The 21,767-nt window shown below is 65.3% G+C and carries 18 protein-coding genes; 6 read left to right on the top strand and 12 right to left on the bottom strand.

The window, feature by feature from the left end; genetic code table 11:
• Positions 1-9: 9 nt before the first annotated feature.
• Entirely contained in the window at positions 10-1,023 is a 1,014-nt protein-coding gene (locus FOC84_RS12120) for a LacI family DNA-binding transcriptional regulator (protein WP_173144628.1), read from the bottom strand.
• A gap of 314 nt (positions 1,024-1,337) precedes the next feature.
• Here FOC84_RS12120 and FOC84_RS12115 point away from each other — a divergent pair, with 314 nt between their 5' ends.
• Positions 1,338-2,666 carry an amidase gene (locus tag FOC84_RS12115; RefSeq protein WP_173144627.1) on the top strand — a complete coding sequence of 443 codons (1,329 nt, stop codon included), beginning with the start codon at positions 1,338-1,340 and terminating at the stop codon, positions 2,664-2,666.
• A 71-nt stretch (positions 2,667-2,737) separates the two neighbouring features.
• Here the strand turns inward: FOC84_RS12115 and leuA are convergent, their stop codons facing one another.
• Together leuA and FOC84_RS12105 are read right to left on the bottom strand one after the other, a co-directional pair.
• Complete coding sequence (leuA, locus tag FOC84_RS12110) at positions 2,738-4,450, bottom strand: 2-isopropylmalate synthase (RefSeq protein WP_173144626.1); 1,713 nt, start codon at positions 4,448-4,450, stop codon at positions 2,738-2,740.
• Between the two features lie 517 nt (positions 4,451-4,967).
• A complete protein-coding gene (locus FOC84_RS12105; RefSeq protein WP_173144625.1) occupies positions 4,968-5,597 on the bottom strand; it encodes a hypothetical protein in 630 nt (209 codons plus the stop codon).
• Between FOC84_RS12105 and rpoN the strand changes: the two genes are divergently transcribed.
• Together rpoN and FOC84_RS12095 are read left to right on the top strand one after the other, a co-directional pair.
• A complete protein-coding gene (gene rpoN, locus FOC84_RS12100) occupies positions 5,596-7,041 on the top strand; it encodes an RNA polymerase factor sigma-54 (RefSeq protein WP_173144624.1) in 1,446 nt (481 codons plus the stop codon). The two genes, FOC84_RS12105 and rpoN, sit on opposite strands and share 2 nt — an antisense overlap.
• 133 nt (positions 7,042-7,174) lie before the next feature.
• Positions 7,175-7,456 carry a (2Fe-2S)-binding protein gene (locus FOC84_RS12095; protein ID WP_054455575.1) on the top strand — a complete coding sequence of 94 codons (282 nt, stop codon included), beginning with the start codon at positions 7,175-7,177 and terminating at the stop codon, positions 7,454-7,456.
• A gap of 30 nt (positions 7,457-7,486) precedes the next feature.
• Here the strand turns inward: FOC84_RS12095 and FOC84_RS12090 are convergent, their stop codons facing one another.
• Complete coding sequence (locus FOC84_RS12090) at positions 7,487-8,344, bottom strand: LysR substrate-binding domain-containing protein (RefSeq protein ID WP_173144623.1); 858 nt, start codon at positions 8,342-8,344, stop codon at positions 7,487-7,489.
• A 128-nt stretch (positions 8,345-8,472) separates the two neighbouring features.
• Here FOC84_RS12090 and FOC84_RS12085 point away from each other — a divergent pair, with 128 nt between their 5' ends.
• The gene (locus tag FOC84_RS12085) at positions 8,473-9,387 is read left to right on the top strand and encodes a DMT family transporter (protein WP_173144622.1); all 915 of its coding nucleotides are present in this window, start codon (positions 8,473-8,475) and stop codon (positions 9,385-9,387) included.
• 366 nt (positions 9,388-9,753) lie between these two features.
• Positions 9,754-10,230, top strand: coding sequence for a bacterioferritin (bfr, locus tag FOC84_RS12080; RefSeq protein WP_013390908.1), 477 nt, complete (start codon positions 9,754-9,756; stop codon positions 10,228-10,230).
• 82 nt (positions 10,231-10,312) lie between these two features.
• On the opposite strand, the gene FOC84_RS12075 is transcribed toward bfr, so the two are convergent.
• The 4 genes from FOC84_RS12075 to FOC84_RS12060 form a co-directional block, all read right to left on the bottom strand.
• Positions 10,313-10,999 carry a hypothetical protein gene (locus FOC84_RS12075; RefSeq protein ID WP_173144621.1) on the bottom strand — a complete coding sequence of 229 codons (687 nt, stop codon included), beginning with the start codon at positions 10,997-10,999 and terminating at the stop codon, positions 10,313-10,315.
• A 24-nt stretch (positions 11,000-11,023) separates the two neighbouring features.
• On the bottom strand, positions 11,024-12,631 hold the full coding sequence (locus FOC84_RS12070) for a peptide chain release factor 3 (RefSeq protein ID WP_173144620.1): 1,608 nt from the start codon (positions 12,629-12,631) through the stop codon (positions 11,024-11,026).
• Between the two features lie 110 nt (positions 12,632-12,741).
• Positions 12,742-13,371 carry a LysE family translocator gene (locus FOC84_RS12065; RefSeq protein ID WP_173144619.1) on the bottom strand — a complete coding sequence of 210 codons (630 nt, stop codon included), beginning with the start codon at positions 13,369-13,371 and terminating at the stop codon, positions 12,742-12,744.
• 42 nt (positions 13,372-13,413) lie between these two features.
• Entirely contained in the window at positions 13,414-14,940 is a 1,527-nt protein-coding gene (locus tag FOC84_RS12060; RefSeq protein WP_173144618.1) for a DEAD/DEAH box helicase, read from the bottom strand.
• 304 nt (positions 14,941-15,244) lie between these two features.
• Here FOC84_RS12060 and FOC84_RS12055 point away from each other — a divergent pair, with 304 nt between their 5' ends.
• Positions 15,245-16,717 (top strand): YdgA family protein, encoded by a 1,473-nt coding sequence (locus FOC84_RS12055; RefSeq protein WP_173144617.1) that lies wholly within the window; start codon positions 15,245-15,247, stop codon positions 16,715-16,717.
• 92 nt (positions 16,718-16,809) lie between these two features.
• Here the strand turns inward: FOC84_RS12055 and FOC84_RS12050 are convergent, their stop codons facing one another.
• The 4 genes from FOC84_RS12050 to FOC84_RS12035 are packed head-to-tail and all read right to left on the bottom strand — an operon-like array spanning position 16,810 to position 21,687.
• The gene (locus FOC84_RS12050; RefSeq protein ID WP_173144616.1) at positions 16,810-18,018 is read right to left on the bottom strand and encodes a metal-dependent hydrolase family protein; all 1,209 of its coding nucleotides are present in this window, start codon (positions 18,016-18,018) and stop codon (positions 16,810-16,812) included.
• A 25-nt stretch (positions 18,019-18,043) separates the two neighbouring features.
• The gene (locus tag FOC84_RS12045; protein ID WP_173144615.1) at positions 18,044-19,771 is read right to left on the bottom strand and encodes a dipeptide ABC transporter ATP-binding protein; all 1,728 of its coding nucleotides are present in this window, start codon (positions 19,769-19,771) and stop codon (positions 18,044-18,046) included.
• Between the two features lie 7 nt (positions 19,772-19,778).
• Positions 19,779-20,705, bottom strand: coding sequence for an ABC transporter permease (locus FOC84_RS12040; RefSeq protein ID WP_088143680.1), 927 nt, complete (start codon positions 20,703-20,705; stop codon positions 19,779-19,781).
• Positions 20,706-20,715: 10 nt separating this feature from the next.
• On the bottom strand, positions 20,716-21,687 hold the full coding sequence (locus tag FOC84_RS12035) for an ABC transporter permease (RefSeq protein ID WP_173144614.1): 972 nt from the start codon (positions 21,685-21,687) through the stop codon (positions 20,716-20,718).
• Between the last annotated feature and the right edge of the window lie 80 nt (positions 21,688-21,767).

Raw genomic sequence — 21,767 nt, 5'->3', positions numbered from 1 at the left:
GAAGAGGCCTTAGCGGCGTACCGGCGCGGCGGTGCCGCCGACGACGATGCAATGTGGCAGGCGGTCCGAGTGCGGCGGTTGGCCCTGGATCTGCGCCAGCAGATTCGAGCACGCGGTTTGGCCGATGCCGTCGCTGGGTTGGGCCACGGTGGTCAGGGGCGGCGTCAACAATGCGCCGAAGCGCATGCCGTCGAAGCCGCATACCGAGATATCGGCGGGCACGGAAAGCCCCAGGCCCACCAGGTCGGCGATGACCGCGGTGGCCAGCAGATCGTTGGAACAGAACAAGGCGGTGGGCGCCTGCTTGCCGCGCAGCGCGGCCTTCAGGGCATCCAGGTCGCTGCCCGTGTGCGAACTCATGGAGATGTGCTGGATGTCGTCCAGGCCCAGCCGCTTGGCGCAGGCGCGCGCGCCGGTCAGGCGGCGGCGGGCGCGATCCGATGCGGTCAGCGGACCCGTCACCAGGGCGATGCGGCGGTGGCCCAGCGCGGCCAGGTGGGCCACCATGTCGCTGGCGGCGGCGCGGTTGTCGACCGACGCGAAGGGATGGGCGCCGGACTCGTTGTAGACCAGCACGTAGGGAATGCCGGCGTGGTCCAGGTCGTCCAGCGTGGCGCTCTTGGCGGCGTCCGCGACCGTCAGGATCAGGCCGTCGACCTGGTGGTCCATCAGGCCCTGGACCGCGGCGGATTCAACCGCGGGATCGTAGCCGGTGGCGGTCAACATGACGCTGTAGCCGGATTCCCGCGCGCACCGCTCCGCGCCTTCGAAACACTCGGCGAACACGGGGTTGGACAGCGTGGGCAGTATCAGGCCGATGGTGCGCGTGCTGCCCGAACGCAGGCTGCGGCCCACGCGGTTGGGCCGGAATCCCGCGCGCTTGGCGACGTTGCGGATGTGCGCGAGCGTGTCGGGATGCACGATCTCGGGCTGGTTGAACGCGCGCGAAACCGTCGCCGGCGAAACCCCCGCCTTGCGAGCCACTTCAATGATGGAAAAGCGGGGCGTCGAGCGCGAAGCCATGGCTGGATTGTTGTTGGTTTCGGTGAAAACGTTTTCATCTTACAAGACAAATATGACCTTTGTATTGCACGGGTTTGCGCTATGCTGGCGTCGACGCAACAACACAAAGCCAAGGCGCGGCGCGCGATTTTTCCAGGAAAAACAAGGTGTTTTCGGTGTTTTTCCTAATTGACGCAACGCGCACAATGGCTGGAATGGATCTACTGGAACCTCGCGGCATGACGCCGGGCGTTGCGGGAGATCCTCGGTCAAGGGGACCGGGTGCGTAGTTCAGCCGCCGCGCGATGCGCGGCGCCGGTAAAGAGGAAAGGACCATGTCTACTGCCTTGAACAGACTTGGCGCGCTGGAAGCCGCGCGCAAGCTGCAACGGCGCGAATTGACCGCGGAGCAATTGGTGCGTGCCTGCTTTGCGCGCATCGAGCAACGCGAAAGCACCATCCATGCCTGGACCGCGCTGCAAAAGCAGGCCGCGCTGGATCGCGCGCAGGAACTGGACCGCGGTGCGCTGCGCGGCGTGCTGCATGGCCTGCCCATGGGCGTGAAGGACCTGTTCGACACTGTCGACCTGCCCACGCGCTACGGCTCGCCCATCTATGAACGCCACCATCCCGGCCTGGACGCGGCGTCCGTCGCGCTCTGCCGGGGGGCGGGCGCGATCGTCGTCGGCAAGACCGTGACGACTGAATTCGCTACCTATCAGGCGGGCCCCACGCGCAACCCGCGCAACGAGGCCTATTCGCCCGGCGGTTCGTCCAGCGGTTCGGCCGCGGCGGTGGCCGATGACATGGTGCCCTTCGCGTTGGGCACGCAGACCGCGGCTTCCATCATCCGGCCCGCGTCCTATTGCGGCATCGTGGGATTCAAGCCGACCTTCGGCAGCATTTCCCGCGCGGGCGTCAAGAGCCTGGCAGAGTCGCTGGACACCATCGGGGGCTTTGCGCGCTCGGTGCCGGACGTGGCGCTGTTCGCCTCGGTGCTGATGCGCGATCCCCGGATGCTGGACCTGGCTTACGACGGCAAGCCGCGCATCGGCATGTACCGCAGCCTGCAATGGCGGCACGCCCAGCCCGAAACCAAGGAAGCCTACGCGCAGGCCGCGGCCATCCTGTCGCGCGCCGGCGCGGTGGTCGAGGAAGTGCCGCTGCCGCCCGAACATTGCGTGCTGGTGCAGATGCATGCGGACATCATGGCGTTCGAGGCTTCGCAGGCGCTCGCCTATGAACGCCTGGAGCATGCTGCGCAACTCAGCCCCAAGATCCAGGCCGTTCTGGAAGCGGGCGCGCGGATCACCGCGGAAGATCACCAGAAGAACCTGGCCCGCGTTGTTGAATCCCGTGCGCGCGTGGATACGTGGTTCGATAAATACGATGTGTTGCTCGCGCCTAGCGCGAGCGGCGAGGCGCCGTTTGCGGACCTGGGCACGGGCGACCCGCAGTTCTCGCGCGCGTGGACCTTGTTCGGCCATCCTAGCCTGAGCCTGCCGTTCGCCACGGGCCCGCAAGGTCTGCCCGTCGGGCTGCAATTGGTCGGTGCGCGCCACAGCGACCACCGGACCTTGGCGTTGGCGGCATGGGTTCATCAGCGGCTGCTGGCCGCAACCGCGCCGGACATCGGTGCGTCCGACATGTGGCCGCGCGGCTGAGTTTCAGCCGCGATCGCGCCCAAAGAAAAAGCCAGCCCGATAAGGCTGGCTTTTTTACGCCGGGTTGCGGATCACGCGGTCTCAGCGGTTTCTTGCTCGGTTGCGGTCACGGCGCCGGCATTGATGTGGCGGTTGACGGCGCTCAGCACGGCCTGGAACGAGGCCGTCACGATGTCGCGGTCGATGCCCACGCCGAAGCCGGTGCTCGATTCGCCGACGCGCAATTCCACGTAGGAAGCGGCGCGCGTGTCGGTGCCGGTGCCGATGGCGTGCTCGTGGTAGTCCATGATGCGCACGGGCACGTCCAGCGCGGCCACGAAGGCCGAGATGGCGCCATCGCCCTTGCCCGTCACGATGCGGCGTTCGCCGTTGTATTCGAGTTCGGCTTCAATGCTGAAATGCTGGCCCTCGCCCGCCGACGGATTGCCGTCGATGCGGTGGCGCACCAGCTTCCACGGCGACTTCTGTTCGAGGTACTCGCGGTTGAAGATGGTGTGCACGTCGTCGGCCGTGACTTCGCGGCCAGTTTCGTCGGTGACGCGCTGGATGGCGCGGCTGAATTCGATCTGCAGGCGGCGCGGCAACACCAGGCCGTGTTCCTGTTCAAGCAGGTACGACACGCCGCCCTTGCCCGACTGGCTGTTCACGCGAATGACCGCGTCGTAGCTGCGGCCGAGGTCGGCCGGGTCGATCGGCAAGTAAGGCACTTCCCAGACGGCGTCGGCCTGCTGCTGGGCAAAGCCCTTCTTGATGGCGTCCTGGTGCGAACCCGAGAACGCCGTGAAGACCAGGTCGCCTGCGTACGGATGGCGCGGGTGGACCGGCAACTGGTTGCAGTACTCGGCGCAGCGGCGCACTTCGTCGATGTCCGAGAAGTCCAGGCCCGGATGCACGCCCTGCGTGTAGAGGTTCAATGCGAGCGTGACGAGGTCGACGTTGCCGGTGCGCTCGCCGCTGCCGAAGAGGCAGCCTTCGATGCGGTCGGCGCCGGCCATCACGGCGAATTCGGCGGCGGCCACGGCGGTGCCGCGGTCATTGTGCGGGTGCACGCTGAGCACGATGCTGTCGCGGCGTGCCAGGTTCTTGTGCATCCATTCGATCTGGTCGGCGTACAGATTGGGGCTGGTGGCCTCGATGGTGGCGGGCAGGTTCAACACCATCTTGCACTCGGGCGTGGGCTGCCATACGTCGGCCACGGCGTTGGAGACTTCCAGCGCGAATTCGGGTTCGGTCGTGCTGAAGACTTCGGGCGAGTACTGGTAGCGCCATTGCGTTTGCGGGTGCTGCGCCATGTACTGCTTCACCAGGCGCGTGCCGGTGGTGGCGATGTTCTTGATCTCGTCCTTGCTCATGTTGAACACGACCTTGCGGAACGCCGGGGCGCAGGCGTTGTACAGGTGGACGATGGCTTGCTTGGCGCCGGCGGCGGATTCCACCGTGCGGCTGATCAGGTCTTCGCGCGCCTGCGTCAACACGATGATGGTGACGTCGTCGGGGATGCGCTTTTCGTCGATGAGCTTGCGCACGAAGTCGAAGTCGGTCTGCGAGGCCGACGGGAAGCCCACTTCGATTTCCTTGAAGCCGATCTTCACCAATTGTTCGAAGAAGCGGACCTTGCGGTCCACGCTCATCGGTTCGATCAGCGCCTGGTTGCCGTCGCGCAAGTCCGTGCTCATCCAGATCGGCGCCTTGGTGATGCGGCGGCTGGGCCAGGTGCGTTCGGAAAAGTCGCGGGCAAAGGGCGCGAAGGGGACGTATTTGGTGGCGGGGTTGGCAAGCATCATTACTACACCTCGATCGGTTTCTTTTGAATCCCGGGAATGCTTCCCGCGGCGGCTACGCGACCGGATGACGGTCTTGTGCCAAGGTTTGCCGTGATTGACCGGCAGGATTCAGAGATAAAAGGGGGAAATCGCGTGTGGCAAGCGTGGTTGCCGAGCTACCACGGGGACACTAGGCCCGGCAACCGATCGGTAGGTATAGCGATAGCGCGTAGGTGGAGGAACGAGCGCGCAGGCCGGCAACCGGAGCGTCGAAGCGTCCGGTGGCAATCGCGAAGGGGGTGCGGTAAGCGGCCATAGGTTGCTAGTCAAACATATTTTCGTCGTAAGCGCAACTGAATACTCTTTTGTGTCGGAGCTGGTCGCGGGCTGGTGACAGCGCATTTTGCTGAAGAAAATTCAGCAAAACGGGGCTGGATGGTCGTCGGCTTACCTGTGGTGCGTGGCCTGGCTGGCGAGGGACCGAAAACAAACAGGCCGCCTATCGGCGGCCTGCTATGGGAATGGCGGGAGGACGGAGTTACCGGGCCGGGCCGATGCGAGGTTCCACGTAGCGCTCGCTGCGTCCTTCGCTGCGCGCTTCACGGCGGACGTCGTCGCGAGGATCGCGCGGCGTGCGGTCGGACGGTTCCAGGATGCGAGCCTGTTCCGCGACCATGGCGATCTTGCCGGCGCGATTGTGGCGGATTTCAGACAGAGAGCGGCGCAGATCGCCCACCGTGAAGGGTTCCTGGCGGTCGCCCCAGGTCCAGCGCAGCACGCCCAGGGTTTCCTCGGACAGGTTGGGCGCCAGGTTGGCCAGCACGCTGGTTTCGACCGGCGTGGCGCTGCCGGACGCGAGGCTGGCGGACAACCAGGCGCGCAACGTGAAGAACACGATCAGGGTCCAGATGCCAGCCACTACCCACCAGATGTAGGGATTGACCTTTTGCACCATGTCCATGGTCGGCTGCCCCAGGGAATGCAGGAACTCGTAGTTCACGGTGCGGCCGAAATTCAGTATCCAGTTGGCGGCCAGATACCAGATGACCAGGGCGACGGCGATGACAATCGCGCGCATTACGAGTCGGGGAAGCGCCAGTTTGAGCAGGGTCTGGCCAATGAGGCGGCAGTCCTGGCGGACGCTTGCAGGCGAAGTCAGATTCATCATGCAAAATATTGTACCTATGACCCGTCCAATTTTAGAACTGCGACCTGGTCAGCATCTGACGCTGACGCCACAACTGCAGCAATCGATCCGATTGTTGCAACTGTCCACGCTCGAGCTTGAAGCCGAGATTTCGCAAGTGCTGGCGGAGAACCCGCTGCTGGAGCGGCAGGACGAAGCGCCGTCGGCCGAGGCGCCGGCCGAGTCCGAGCGCGAGTCCTCCGTGCAGGACGATGAGCCTGCCGCCGAACGCGAGACGCCGGTGGACGAAATGCCGGGCTCCGGCGGGGTCTACCCCGACGAAGATTCCAGCCGGCCCGAGGCCGCGCGGCCGGATACGCTGCGCGAGCATCTGCTGGGCCAGCTTATGCTGACACGCGCCGCGCCGCGCGACGTCGCGCTGGCCGGTCTGCTGATCGACGAGCTGGACGAAAACGGCTACCTGGGATCGCCGCTGGAGGAGATCCTGGAGTGGCTGCCCGCGGAGCTGGAGCCGGACATCGACGAGCTGAAGGCCGCCCTTTCGCTGCTGCAGTCGTTCGATCCGCCCGGCATCGGCGCGCGCGACATGGCGGAATGCCTGCTGTTGCAGCTGCGCAACCCGGATCTGGATCAACTGCCCGAAGCGGCCGATGCCGCGGCCCTGGTCTGTGCCAGGCAGATCTGCGCTCAGCACCTGGCCTTGCTGGCGACGGGCAACGCTGCGCGCCTGTGCGCCGCCGTGGGCTGCGACGACGCCACGTTCCGCTCGGCCCATTCCCTGATCCTGCGGCTGGAACCGCGCCCGGGACGCGCCTGGACCGTGCCCGCGGCCGATTACGCGGTGCCCGACGTCATCGTGCGCAAGACCCGTGGCGGCTGGCAGGTCACCCTCAACAGCGCCGCCATGCCTAAGTTGCAGATCAACGGCCTGTACGCCCAGATGCTGGGCAACCAGAAGGAGTCCGCGCATGCCGGGCTGCAATCGCAACTGCAGCAGGCCCGCTGGATGATCCGCAACGTGGAGCAGCGTTTCGACACCATCCTGCGTGTGGCCCAGGCCATCGTGCAGCACCAGACCGCTTTCTTCAGCCAGGGGCCGGTCGCCATGCGGCCGCTCATCCTGAAGGACATCGCGGGTGAACTCGGTTTGCACGAATCCACCATTTCACGGGCGACAACGCAGAAGTACATGCTCACTCCGTTTGGTACGCTGGAGCTCAAGCGCTTCTTCGGAACGGGGGTTTCGACGGACGGCGGGGACGCCACCTCGGCCACGGCGGTGCAGACCTTCATCCGCCAGATGGTGGCGGATGAGAACCGGGCCAAACCCTTGTCCGACAGCCAGATCATGCAAAAGCTGGCCGATCAGGGGATAGTCATCGCTCGAAGAACGGTGGCAAAGTACCGCGAAGCGCTGCGGATAGCCCCGGCAGCGTTGCGCAAGGCGCAGGCTGCGGCCCGCTGAACCGGCTAGTGAAATGAGGGACGGATTTGCAGAAATTCGTCCCTGTTTTCAAAGACTTGCGTGACACTTTGGTTGCAAATTTATTTGCTTGCGGGGCTTGCCAGTAGCGGAATAATTTTCGATAATTATTCTCATGTACATTTGCGTATGTAATGCCATCACCGAACGCCAAGTCCGCGCCAGCGTGGATGCAGGCGCGACGACGCTTTCCGACCTGCAATTCGAGCTGGGCGTGGCCACGTGCTGCGGCTGCTGTGCGGCTACCGCCACCGAATACCTGCCAGGCGGCCGCTGCTCCAGCGTGTGCGACGTGCGCTCCATAGCCGTTCCGGTCAATCCTCCGGCCGCCCTGGTTGAGTCGGGCGCGCCTGCTGCCAACAGCAGCTTCCCGATTCCCCTGGTCGCGATCGCCTGAGGATAGTCGTTTCTTTCCGGCTCGCTGCCGTCACGCAGCGGGCCGCGTTGCTTCTTTCTCGCAGAATTCCCGGATAGTCATCGCCAGCTGACGCGCAGGCTCGCGCACCGTATCGGCCAGGCAGAGCGCCAGTTCGGTCGACGGCACCGCAGGCAGGCCCGCATCGATGATCCGATGGTCCGGCAAGAGGCAGCGCCGCTCCAGCAGCGCCACACCCAACCCTCCTGTCAATGCCGCCTGCAAGCCCATCAGGTTCGGGCTTTCGTAGGCGATGCGCCAATGCCGGCCCGCCGCTTCCAGGGCATGGATGGCGCGGTTGCGGTAGATGCAGCCCTGCGGAAACGCGACCAGCGGTACCGGCTCGGTTGCCGCGACGTCCAGTCCCGGGGCGCCGATCCAATGCAATTGCTCGGACCAGGCGGCCAGCGAGGCGCCCGCGCCGGGCTCGCGCTTGAGCAGCGCAACATCCAGGTCGCCTCGTTCCAGCGCGCGCGTGAGCGCCGAGGTCAGGTCGCAGCGGACCGATAGCCGCACGCCTGGGCGGGACCGCGCAAACTCCGACACCAGGAGGGTCAGCGTGTCGGCCGCGAAGTCGTCCGGGATGCCCAAGCGAATCACGTCCACGCGCTTGCGCCCGCTGACGGCTTCGCGGACCTCCGTGGACAGGGCCAGCATCCGCCGCGCATAGCCCAGAAGGCGCTCGCCGTCCTCGGTCAGCGAGACCTGGCGGCCTTCGCGCACGAACAGCGCGCATTCCAAGGATTCTTCCAGCTTGCGGATCTGCTGGCTGACAGTCGACTGGCTGCGGTGGACGCGTTCGCCCGCCGCCGTGAAGCCGCCGGCGTCCACGACGGACACGAAGCTGTGCAAAAGATCGAGGTCTGGCATTGGTGACTCCATGCATTCATTTTTCAAATACTTTCGATCCGAATAAAGAGTTTGTCAATGGATAGGCGTCCGCGCAGAATCCCTACATCCGCCGCAATCGCGGCTTTGCGCCACCTTCCGGACTCATCATGAAGGCCACCTCGACCCTGTCTGCTGCCGCCCTGCCTACCCAAGCCTCGCCGGGCATCAGTTGGGCGCCCATCGCGGCTTTCTGCTTCCTGTGGAGTTCGGCGTTCGCCGCGGCCAAGATCGCGGTGCGGGACTGTCCGCCGCTGACCTTGCTGACCATCCGCTTCGTGATCGCGGGAGCCTTGATGCTGGGCCTGGCGGCGGCGACCGGCCGCTGGAAAATGCCAAGTGCGCGCGACCTGGCCGCGCTGATCCTGCTGGGGGCGTTGAACAACGCCCTGTACCTGGGTTTGAGCTGGTCGGGCATGACGACGGTATCTTCCGCGTTCACCGCGGTGCTGATCAGTACCAACCCGCTGCTCATCGGCGTGCTGGCTGGCCCGGTGCTGGGCGAGCGGCTGGGCTGGCGCAAGCTGCTGGGCCTGTGCCTGGGATTGGCGGGCGTGGCCCTGGTGTTGCGCTCGCGCTTGTCGGGCATGCAGGAGGATCTGCATGGCACGCTGCTGGTCACGGGCGGCCTGGTGGCGTTGGTGGCAGGCACGCTGCTCTACAAGCGCTTGAAGCCGTCCTCGGGCCTGTGGACGTCCACGGGCATACAGTCGCTGGCCGGCGCCGTGGCCTTGCTGCCCTTTGCGCTGATGCATGAGAGCCTTGGCGATGCGCGCATGACCGCGAGCCTGTTCTGGAGCATGGCCTACATGATCGTCGCGGTGTCGATGGGCGGTTACTACCTGTGGTTCATGATCCTGGGCCGCGCCAGCGCCACGGCGGCGAGCGCGCTGCACTTCCTGATGCCGCCGCTGGGCCTGTTGTTCGGATGGCTGGTGCTGGGCGAGCACGTCTCGTGGCTGGATTTGCTGGGCATCGTCCCGATTGCGTTCGGCATCTGGCTGGCGACGCGGCGTAGCGATTAGCGCGTCTTCGCGGTCGGGGTTGCCGATCCGCAACGAAACGCCGCCGGCCGCGAGCCGGCGCGTTTCATGCGGCCGGGGGACGCATAGCCGCATGCGATCGCGTGGATCGGGCGGCGGATTCGACGGCATCGCGCGCCGTCAGGCCGCATCGTTGTTGATGCCGGCATGCAAGGCATCACGCACGCATACTCATTCTCATTGGCTTGTCGCTTTCTTGTAGCGCTCCTAAAGCGGTTTACCAAATGCAGCGCAAGGCTAGGCGCGGCCCTGCGCCTGGTGGTAGTCTGCCGGGGTTGCGTACGCGCGGCATCGTGCGCTCCTTTGTCGCGATGCATTTGCGTCGCGCCTGACTGCAAGGAGTCCATCATGAAAGGCGACAAAACCGTCATCCAGTTTCTGAACAAGCAACTGACCAACGAACTGACGGCCATCAACCAGTATTTCCTGCATGCCCGCATGCTGAACCATTGGGGCTTCGACAAGCTGGGCAAGCACGAGTACGAAGAATCCATTGGCGAAATGAAGCACGCCGATCGTTTGATCGCGCGCATCTTCATGCTGGACGGCCTGCCCAACCTGCAAGACCTGCACAAGCTGCTGATCGGCGAGGACGTGCCGGAATTGCTGGCCTGTGACCTGAAGCTGGAGCAAGGCGCCCAGGCGACCGTGAAGGAAGCGATCGCGCATTGCGAATCGGTGCGCGACTACGTCTCGCGCGACCTGTTCCAGGACATCCTGGACGATACCGAAGAGCACATCGACTACCTGGAAACGCAGATCGACCTGATCGACAAGGTCGGCATCCAGAACTACCTGCAAAGCCAGATGTCCGTGCCGGAGTAACGTTCCGGTCATGAAAAATGGCGCCCTGCGGGGCGCCATTTTTTTGGTACTGCGTGCGTGGCCTGCGTTGCAGGCCCGGTACTTATTGCGGGCGGGCCGGGCACTCGGCCATGGTGCCCCAGGCGCGGTTGGGGCCGCAGTACTTGTTGCGCGCGGCCCAGGAACACGAGGGGCGTTCGAAGAAGCCTTGCGTGGCGCATTGCGCGAGTTCGCGCTTGAGTGCGTCCTGCCAGCCCAGGGCGCCAGGCGCCTGTGCGGTGTTCGGGGGTGGCGGGGGCGCCTGCACCATTTGCGGGGTGCCGTAGCCGCCGGCTTGGGCCTGGCCGCCGTTGATGGCCGTGGAGGTGCCCGGCACCTGCAGATCCAGCGTGCTGACGTCCGACGCGCCCGAGGGCAGCGGCACTTGCGAAGCCGCCGCGATTTCGCGGGCCTGGTCCGGGCTGATGCGTTCGCGCGAGATTTTCACCGCGGGATCGCTCACGCTGTCGAACAACGAGACGGTATTGACCTGCCATTCGCGGTCGTTCGGCTTGTCGGGCACGCCCAAGGTGCCGTCGATGCGCGGTTGCGGAGGCTGAGCCACGTAAGGACGGCCGTTGGCGTCCAGCACGGGCTGCTGGGATGCCGAGGCATCCTGGCCAGGAGCAGGCGCGGCCACCGGCGCATGCGCCACCAGCCAATCACCCAGTTGAATTCCGCCCCAGGCCGACGCGCCAAGCGCGATCAGGAGCGTTGCGAATAAGAAACGCCAAGACATTGCTACCCTCATCTGCCGTGCGGAACCCGAACGGGTCTACGCTTTGTCTCCGAAAACCTTGCCGCCGTGCTCGCGCATGGCATGGAATTTCACATCGGGATACAGTTCCTCGGCCACGCGCAACTGCGCGGGAGAACCGATCAAAAACGCCGCCGCATCCACAACATCATAGGCGATATGGGCGGCATTGGCATCCATGAACTTGCGCAGCGCCTTGGGGTTTTCAGACGTAATCCAACGTGCCATTGTGTAGCGGGAAGGCAGCATCCGGGCGTCCACGCCATACTCGGTCTTCAGGCGATGGGCGACCACTTCGAACTGCAGCTGGCCGACCGCGCCCAGCAGCAGCGAGCCGCCCGAGGCCTCGGGGCGGAACACCTGGATGGCGCCTTCCTCGCCCAATTGCGTGAGGCCGGTGCGCAGTTGCTTGATGCGCAGCGGGTCCTTCACTTCCACCGCCTGGAACAGTTCGGGGGCGAAGAACGGCAAGCCGGTGAACTGCAGCGTTTCGCCTTCGGTCAGCACGTCGCCGAGTTGCAGCACGCCATGGTTGGGAATGCCGATCACGTCGCCGGCATAGGCCTCGTCCAGCAACTCGCGCCGCTGCGACAGGAAGGACACGACGTTGTTGGGCCGCATTTCCTTGTTGGTGCGGGCGACCTTCAGGCGCATGCCGCGCTCGAAGCGGCCGGAGCTGACACGCACGAACGCGACGCGGTCGCGGTGGGCGGGGTCCATATTGGCCTGCACCTTGAACACCACGCCGGTGAACTTGGGTTCCGTGGGCTGCACCAGGCGCTGCATGGACACACGCGGGCCGGGGGGCGGCGCCTGTTCGACCAGCGCGTCCAGCACTTCCTGCACGCCGAAGTTGTTGATGGCGGAGCCGAAGAACACGGGCGTCTGCTTGCCGGCCAGGAACTGTTCGCGGTCGAAGGCGGGCGCGGCTTCGTTGATGAGTTCGATCTCGCCGCTGGCCTGCTCGAAAGCGGAGCCGAAGCGTCGAGCGATCTCGGGATTGTCCAGGCCTTCGATGAAGTCGTCCGTGTCCGAGCGGCGTTCCTGCCCAGGGCGGAACACGCGCATGCGGTCCTGGCGGATGTCGAACACTCCCCCGAACGACTTGCCCATGCCTACCGGCCACGAGAACGGCACCGCGTCCATGCCCAGGTGGCCTTCGATTTCGGCCAGCAGTTCCAGCGGCTCGCGCACTTCGCGGTCCATCTTGTTGATGAACGTGATGATGGGCGTGTTGCGCGCGCGGCAGACCTGCAAGAGGCGGATGGTTTGCGGTTCCACGCCGTTGGCGGCGTCGATCACCATGAGCGCGGCATCCACCGCCGTCAGCACCCGGTACGTGTCTTCGGAGAAGTCCGCGTGGCCCGGGGTGTCGAGCAGGTTGATGACGCAATCGCGGTATTCCATCTGCATCACCGAGGACGCCACGGAAATGCCGCGCTGCTTTTCGATTTCCATCCAGTCGGACGAGGCGTGGCGCGAGGCCTTGCGCGCCTTGACGCTGCCGGCGATCTGGATCGCGCCTGCGAACAGCAGCAGCTTTTCGGTCAGCGTTGTTTTACCCGCGTCGGGGTGGGAAATGATGGCGAACGTACGGCGCCGCGCTACTTCGTGAGGAATGTTCATGATCGGAAGGATTTTACTTGGCGCCGCTGTTACGCCCGGCGCGGTCCGGTATCGGGCATGAAAAAGCGCGGGGCACGCACCGTCGCCGGCGCATGCCCCGCGCATGGGATTCAGGAATGGCGGCGGAACGACGCCAGGAATACGCCTGCCAGGATGAACAGCGAACCAAAGGTCCGGTTCATCCAGCGGATGTGCTTGGCGCTGCGCAGCAGGCGCAGCACACGCGCCGCCAGCAGCGTGTACACGCCCATGGCCACCAGGTCGGTGAACGCCAGCGTGGCGGCGATCGCCGCGTATTGCTGGGTCAGCGGCAGCGCGGTGTCCACGAACTGCGGCACCACGGCGAGCAGGAACACCGTGCCCTTGGGGTTCATGGTGTTGATCAGGAAGCCGCGCAGCACCAGTTCACGGACCGTGGCGCGCTTGGGGTCGCCCGAATCCACCGTGACCGGCGCGGCATCCGTGCGGATCTGGCGCACGCCCAGGTAGATCAGGTAGGCCACGCCCAGGTACTTGACCACGTTGAAGGCCATTTCGGACGTGGCCAGCACGGCGCCCAGGCCCACCGCCACCACGACAAACTGGAACAGGATGCCCAGGATCAGGCCAGCCGTGTTCCAGTAGCCGCGCGCAAAGCCGTATTTCAGCCCGGAGGACATCGCCGAGATCGCTCCCGCGCCGGGCGAGAACGAAATGGCCCAGGAGGCCAGGAAGAACGTCAACCAGGTGGATAAAGGCATGGCGCGGGTCCGTGAATGGCTGTTTCGGGTTTGCCGGCGATATTACTTGCTTAGCAGCGCGCCGCGCGGACCGCCCGCGGGGCGTCCCGAGCCGCCATTGCCTGCCGGGCGGGCGGAGCCTTCCGGACGGCGATGGTTCTGCTGGGGGCGGCTTTCGTTGCGGCCGGCATGGGCCGGACGGTCGGCAGGCTTGCCGTCGCGCGGACCGTGGCTGGCGCGGCCTTCACCGCCGGCACGGGCCGGGGCGGGGGCGCGGCCGCCCGTTGCGGCGCGGGGCTGGCCCTGGCCTTGGGCTGGCCGCGAGCGGCCGCCGTTGCCATTGCCGTTGCCGCCACGGCCGCCATTGCGGCCGCCGCCGCCGCGCGGGCTGCGGTTGTCTTCATCGCGTTCCTGGCGGTCGAAAGCCGCGGCGCTGGTGGCGGGCGGCGTCCAGCCTTCCACCGGTTTGCGCTCGATGGTCTTCTTGATCAGGCGTTCGATGTCCTTCAACAGCTTGATTTCGCTGCTGTCGACCAGCGACACCGCGGCGCCGGTGGCGCCGGCGCGGCCCGTGCGACCGATGCGGTGCACGTAGTCTTCAGGCACGTTGGGCAATTCGAAGTTCACCACCTGGGGCAGCTGGTCGATGTCCAGGCCGCGGGCAGCGATGTCGGTCGCGACCAGCACCGTCACGGTGCTGTCCTTGAAGCCGGCCAGGGCGCGGGTGCGCGCCGATTGGCTCTTGTTGCCGTGGATGGCCGCGGCGGTCAGGCCGTCCTTGACCAGCTTTTCGGCCAGGCGGTTGGCGCCGTGCTTGGTGCGGGTGAACACCAGCACCTGGTGCCAGCCGCTTTCGCGGATGATGTGGCTGATAAGGTCGCGCTTGTGGTGCTGTTCCACAATGTGCACCGTCTGGGTGACCAGCTCGGTGGCGGTGTTGCGTGGGGTGACCGACACTTCGCCGGGGTTGTTCAGCACGCCGCGCGCCAGGGTGCGGATCTCGTCGGAGAACGTGGCCGAGAACAGCAGGTTCTGGCGTTGCTTGGGCAGCAGCGCGAGGATCTTGCGGATGTCGCGGATGAAGCCCATGTCCAGCATGCGGTCGGCTTCGTCCAGCACCAGGATTTCGACGCCGGACAGGTCCACCGTCTTCTGGCCGCAGTGGTCCAGCAGGCGGCCGGGAGTGGCGACCAGGATGTCCAGCGGCTTGCGCAGCGCGGAGATCTGCGGGTTGATATTGACGCCGCCGAACATCACCATGGACGTCAGCGAGGTGTACTTGCCATAGGTCTGCACCGATTCCGCGACCTGCGCGGTCAACTCACGCGTCGGGGTCAGGATCAGGCAACGCGGGCGGCCGGGCTTGCGCAGCTCGGGTTTTTTCTGCGACAGCAGGTGCAGGATGGGCAGCGTGAAGCCGGCGGTCTTGCCGGTGCCGGTCTGGGCGGCGGCGAGCAAGTCGCCACCCTTCAGGACCTGGGGAATGGCCTGGGCCTGAATGGGAGTGGGTGCGGTATAGCCGGTGTCGGCAATGGCGCGCAACAGGGAATCAGCCAGCCCGAGGTCGGCGAAAGGGGAAGAGGTAGTCAAAACAACTCCAGCGGCAGCCCGTCGCTCAAGTTGAGAGACTCCAATCCAGGCGGACGAATAAAGGAGAAAAGGGAAGCGCCCTAATGGGCGAAGCTTGGCAGCGAAGGGCCTAGCGGACGTGCGCAGATTGGCAAAACGCACCGACGGATTGTAGCTGATGTGGCGTTGCAGCACCGCCCGGCCAGGACGGTTCTGTATCAATAAGCAACACATTGCAGCGCCTTTGCACGAAATAAGTGTTTTCCCTAGGCTGCAATCCCTATAATCCGTCCGCTTTCATCCATTTGAAGAATAAAGGATCGCAATGAAAAAATCGGCAATAGTGGGCGTAGTCGTCGCGCTGGGCGCAGTCTGGACCGGCACGGCTTGGTATACGGGCCAGAAGGCCGAGGCTTTCGTCAAGCAATCGATCGAGCAGGCCAACCTTGAACTGAAGAAGGTTGGCGAAAAATGGGGCGTGACCCCCGTGGTTGAGCTGGTGTCGTTCGATCGCGGCGTGTTCACGTCCACCGAACGCTACCGCGTGAAGGTCACCGAGCCCGCCGCCGATGGCAAGCCGGCCATCGAACACGAACTCGTGTTCGTCGAGCACCTGGACCACGGCCCCTTCCCGCTGTCCAACCTGAAGTCGGGCTCGTTTGCGCCCGCCATGGTCGCCAGCCGCTTCCAGCTGGAAGAGACGCCCCTGGTCAAGGAGTGGTTCGCCGCCGCCAAGGGCGCGGTGCCCCTGTCGGGCGCCTATAGCGTCAGCTACGCCAAGAACATCACTGGCAACTTCGACATGGCGCCGGTCGAGTTCGCCAAGGACGCCAACAGCCTGAAGTTCTCGGGCATGAAGGGCGACGTGACCTACGCCACTGGCAGCAAGCATGGCACGGTCGCGCTGAAGGCCGACAGCCTGACGCTGGCGGGCCAGTCCGAAGAAAGCGACATCGTCAGCATGGCCCTGACCGGCCTGACCCTGACCAGCGACATGACGCCGGCTTCGAACGACATGTACGTGGGCAGCCAGAAGGTCGGCCTGAAGAACTGGACCATCACGTCCAAGGAAAAGCCGCCGGTCCAGCTCAAGGACACCGTTGTTGCTGTCGATGTGACGGAAGCCAACTCGCTCATGGGCGTGAAGATGGCCATGGATTTCGGCATGATCAACGTGCAGGACAAGGACATGGCCGGCCTGAAGCTGGTCATGGACGCGCAGAAGCTGGATTCGAAGGCGTTCAAGGCGCTGAACGACGTCTATGAAGCCGCTTCGCGCCGCATGATGCAGAGCAAGGGCGAGGAGCAGGCTCCCCAGTTCACGGACGAAGAAATGCAGGTCGTCAAGACCAACGTCGAACTGCTGCTGGCCGGCAACCCGACGCTGGCGGTGTCGCCGCTGGAAGTGCGCACGGCCAACGGCACGTCGACCTTCAACCTGGATCTGGACATGGCCAAGCCGGCATCGCTGGACGGTGAGTTTGCCGACACGCTGAAGCAGGCGATCCGCAAGCTCAATGCCAAGCTGGTGCTGTCCAAGGGCAACCTGAGCGACCTGATGGCCATCGAGCCCCAGGTGCGCGGCGTGCCAGCCGAGCAGGCTCAGCAGACCGCCAAGGGCCAGGCTGAAATGGTCGGCACCATGGCCACCGCCATGGGCATGGCCAAGGTCGAGAACAACAACATCGTGACCTACCTGAACTACGCCGACGGCCAGGTCGACTTCAACGGCAAGAAGATGCCGGTTGAGCAGTTCCTGATGATGGTCATGAGCGGCGCGATGGGCGGCGCTCGCTAAGTCAGCGAACCCCCGTAGCGAGCTGTAATAAAGGCCGCCGCGCCCTGGGCGCGGCGGCCTTTATCGTTGGCGCGCTCCGCGCCCGTTTCACCTCAAAGCGGCAAGACGCCGGCGGCCGCTTCTCCGTTGCGCAGCACCGCCACATGGAAGCGCTTGTCGGCGGCCTTCATGATGTCTTGGGTGGGATCGCCCTGCACCAGCAGCAGATCCGCCACCTTGCCGTCGGCGATGACGCCGTGCTGATCCATGCCCATCAAGTCGTGCCCGCGCGAGGTGCCGGCGATCAGCGCATCCACGGGCGTCATGCCGAACTCCACCATGTAGGCGAGTTCCATCGCGTTCTCGCCATGCAGGTTGAACGGCGTGCCGGCGTCGGTGCCCAGCGCGATGCGCCCGCCCGCCTTGTAGTACATCTGGAACGATTCGCGGTGGCGCTGTTCCACCGCGCGCGCCTTGTCGACGGCGTAGGCGGGGATGCCGTTATCGGCGTTGGAGATGATGTTGCGGATGGCGGCGATGGTTGGCACCAGATAAGTCTGGGCGTCCAGCATCTCGCGCAGGCATTCGTCGTCCATGAAGATGCCGTGTTCGATCGAATCGATGCCGGCGCGCACGGCGTTCAGGATGCCCAGCGTGCCTTGCGCATGGCTGGCGGTGCTTTTGCGAAAGCGCTTGGCCTCGTGTACACCGGCCTTCATTTCGTCGAAGCTGTAGTGCGCGTCCATGGGGCTGACGCCCGGCGTCATGACGCCGCCCGTGGCCATGATCTTCACGAGATCGCAGCCTGCGTGGACCTGTTCTCGCACGGCCTTGATCACGTCTTCACAGCCGTCGGCGACGCGGCCGATACGGTTGCCGTGGCCGCCCGTCATGCAGATGATGCGGCCCGAGGCCTTGATCGTGGGGCCCGGGAACACGCCGCGCGCGATGGCGTCGCGCACGCCGAATTCCAGGTAGTCCTTGCCGCCGCAATCGCGCAGCGCGGTGACTCCGCCGCGCAGGCTGGCCTGGGCGTTCTCCAGCGCCGTCAGCGTGATCTGCGCGGGACCCTGCTTGCTCAACTGCGCGTTGGGATCGGCGCCGCCCGTGTAGACCAGGTGGACGTGACAGTCGGCCAGGCTGGGCATCAGGGTCATGCCGTCGGTGCGCACGGTGGCGCCGGCGTAGCCGGAGAACTCCCCGGCCGGCGCCACGCGTGTTACGTGCCGGCCTTCGACCAGCACGCCATGATCGGGCAGCAGCTTGCCCTTGCCGTCGAAAACCTTGCCGCCTATGAACAGGGTCTGTCGTGTCGCCGTCATGTCTCGCTCCGGGTGGCGCCTGGCGTTACTCCGCCACGTCCAGCCCCTCGCGGGACATGGATTGCAGGCGGGGCATGAGGCCAAGCAGGTGTTGGCTGTAGGGATGCTGCGGACGTTCGAAGAGGTCTTCGGTGTCGGCCACTTCCAGCAGTTCGCCATAGCGCATCACGCCCACGCGGTCGCACATCTGGCGGATCACCGGCAGGTCGTGGCTGATGAACAGCATGGTCAGCCCGAGTTCCTCTTGCAGGTCCTTCAGCAGATTCAGGATCTGCGCCTGGATCGACACGTCCAGCGCCGAGGTGGGCTCGTCGCAGATCAGGAAACGGGGGCGCGTGGCCAGCGCGCGGGCGATGCAGATGCGCTGGCGCTGCCCGCCCGAGAACTCGTGCGGAAAGCGTTCCGCGGCGCGGTCGCCCAGGCCCACCACGTCCAGCAGGTCGGCCACGATGCGGCGCGCTTCGGCCTCGCTGGCTGCCAGCTTGTGGAAGCGGATCGGCTCGGCCACGATGTCCAGCACCCGCATGCGCGGGTTGAGCGAGGAGAACGGGTCCTGGAAGATCATCTGGATCTGCCGCCGGAACGGGTTCAGCTGTTTCTCGCCCTTGAGCGCGGTCAGGTCGGTGCCGCCGAAATTGACCGAACCTTCGCTGGGCGTGTAAAGCCCGGATATCAGCCGCGCCACGGTCGACTTGCCGGAACCGGACTCGCCCACCAGGCCGAAGACCTCGCCCTCGCCGATGGAGAAATTGACGCGCTTGACCGCGTCCAGCGTGCGCTGGTTGCGCTTGAGCAGCGCGCTCTTCAACACGAAGCGCATGCTCAGGTCCTTGACCTGCACCAGCGGCCCGTCCGTGCGCGCGCCGAAGTCGCGGCGCTGCCCCAACCAGTGCGTGGCCAGGTCCAGCGGCTGCGCGGGCTTCTTCACGTCCTCGATGTAGGTCACCAGCGGGAAGCGCCGCAGCTTGATGTCGGGCCGCGGCACGGCCGAGATCAGGCTGCGCGTGTAGGGATGGTCGGGGTCGCCCAGGATCTTGGAGGTGGGGCCTTGTTCGACCAGCTTGCCGTGGTACAGCACCGCCACGCGGTCCGTCACGTCCGCGATCACGCCCATGTCGTGCGTGATGATGATCATGCCTACCTGCTCTTCGCGGCACAGCTTCTTGAGCAGTTCCAGGATCTGCGCCTGGATCGACACGTCGAGCGCGGTGGTGGGCTCGTCGGCGATGATGACTTCGGGTTCGCAGCACAGCGCCAGCGCGATTACCACGCGTTGCCGCATGCCGCCGGAGAACTGGTGCGGGTACTGCTTGACCCGCAGTTCCGGCTTGTCGATGCCGACCTGCACCAGCAATTGCACGGCGCGCTTCTGCGCTTCGGCGTGGGACAGGTTCAGGTGCACCTGCATGGTCTCGACCAGCTGGCTTTCCACCGTTTGCAGCGGGTCCAGCGAGGTCAGCGGATCCTGGAAGATCATGCCGATGCGGCGGCCACGCACTTTGCGCTTTTGCGCTGGGTTCAGGGTGTCGATGCGTTCGCCGTTCAGCAGTACGGCGCCGCCCGCCAGGCGGCCGGGCGCCTCCAGCAGACCGATCACGGCATTGCCTATGGTGGACTTGCCGGCGCCGGATTCGCCCACCACGCCCAGGATCTCGCCTTTTTCCAGCGACAGCGACACGCCGTCCACGGCCACCAGCGTGCCGCGGCGGCTGGGAAATTCGATGCGGATGTCTTCGATATTCAACAGGGCCATGGCTTCCTCAGCGCAGCTTGGGGTTGAGCGCGTCGCGCAGCCAGTCGCCCAGCAGGTTGACCGACAGCACCAGCGCCACCAGCGCGATGCCGGGGAAGATGGAGATCCACCACATGCCCGAGAAAAGATAGCTGTTGCCGATGCGGATCAGCGTGCCCAGCGAGGGGGCCGTGGGCGGCACGCCCACGCCGAGGAACGAGAGCGTGGCTTCGGTGATGATGGCGATGGCCAGGTGGATGGTGGCGATGACCAGCACCGGTCCCATGACGTTGGGCAGGATGTGCCGACGCAGGATGGTGATGGGGCCGATGCCGATGAGGCGCGCCGCCTGCACGTATTCCTTGTTGCGTTCCACCAGTGTGGAGCCGCGCACGGTGCGGGCGTACTGCACCCAGCCGGAGATGCCGATGGCGAAGATCAGCACGTACAGCGCAAGCTGGTCGTGCATGTCGCGCGGCAGCAGACCGCGCGCCACGCCGTCGATCAGCAGCGCCACCAGGATGGCCGGAAACGACAGCTGCACGTCGGCGATGCGCATGATGAAGCTGTCCACGCGGCCGCCGGCATAGCCGCTGATGAGGCCCAGGGTCACGCCCAGCACCATCGAGAACAGCACGGACGCGAAGCCCACCAGCAATGACACGCGCGAGCCGTACAGCACGGCCGACAGGATGTCGCGGCCCTGGTCGTCGGTGCCCAGCAGGAAGTCGGGGCTGCCGCCCTCTTCCCAGGATGGCGGCGTGTTGGCGTCCATGATGCTCAAGGAAGCCAGGTCGAAGGGGTTGTGCGGCGCGACGACGGGCGCGAACAGCGCGCCCAGCAGAATGGCCAGCGTGACGATCGCGGCGATGATGGCGCCGGGAGAACGCTTGAAACTGTGCCAGAGGTCGCTGTCGGCGGCGCGGGCGAAGAAGGGAGCGATGCGAGCAATCATGACGAGTCCTTTACTTGCTCTGCACGCGCAGACGCGGGTCCACGGCGAAGTACAGCAGGTCCACGACCAGGTTGATGACCACGAACATGAAGGCGATCAGCACCAGGTAGGCCGCCATGACGGGGATGTCCACCATGCTGATGGCCTGGATGAACAGCAGGCCCATGCCGGGCCACTGGAACACGGTTTCGGTGATGATGGCGAAAGCGATGATGGAGCCCAGCTGCAGCCCGGTGATGGTGATGACGGGCACCATGGTGTTCTTGAGCGCGTGGCGGAAATTGATCAACCGTTCCGGCAGGCCTCGGGCGCGCGCGAACTTGATGAAGTCGGCGCGCAGCACTTCCAGCATTTCGGCGCGCACCAGCCGCATGATCAGCGTCATCTGGAACAGCGCCAGCGTGATGGCGGGCATGATCAGCGCCAGCCAACCTGATTTGGTCAGAAAGCCGGTGGTCCACCATCCCAGGCTGACCACGTCGCCGCGCCCGAAGCTGGGCAGCCATCGCAGCTGCACGCCGAAGACCAGGATGAGCAGGATGCCGATGAGGAAGGTGGGCAGCGATATGCCGGCCAGCGAAATCGCCATGAAGGCCTTGGACAGCACGCCGTGGCGTTTGAGCGCGGTGTAGATGCCCATGGGTATGCCCAGGGCCAGCGCCATCACGGCGGACACGAAGGACAGTTCCAGCGTGGCGGGCATGCGCTCTTCGAGCAGTTCGCTGACGGGCCGGCGATGGCGGTACGACATGCCGAAGTCACCGCGCACGGCATTGGCCACGAAGTGCGCGTACTGCACCACGAAGGGATCGTCCAGACCCAGCTGTTCGCGCAGTTGGGCGCGTTGTTCAGGGGTGGTGTCCTGGCCGACCATGCTGGCTATCGGATCGCCGACATAGCGGAACATGGAGAACGCGATCAGCGCCACCGTCAACATCACCAGCACCGACTGGATAAGCCGTTGCGCAACAAAGGAAAGCATTATCGGGAGCCCTCGGTTTCAGATAACGCCGGGCCGCGTTTCCCGCGGGTGGCGGGAGCCGGGGCTGGGCCGGGCGCGCC

This window comes from Achromobacter pestifer, from assembly GCF_013267355.1.
Taxonomy (GTDB): domain Bacteria; phylum Pseudomonadota; class Gammaproteobacteria; order Burkholderiales; family Burkholderiaceae_B; genus Achromobacter; species Achromobacter pestifer_A.
The sequence above is the reverse complement of the archived record's forward strand: the minus strand, read 5'-3'. Positions and strand labels throughout refer to the sequence as shown.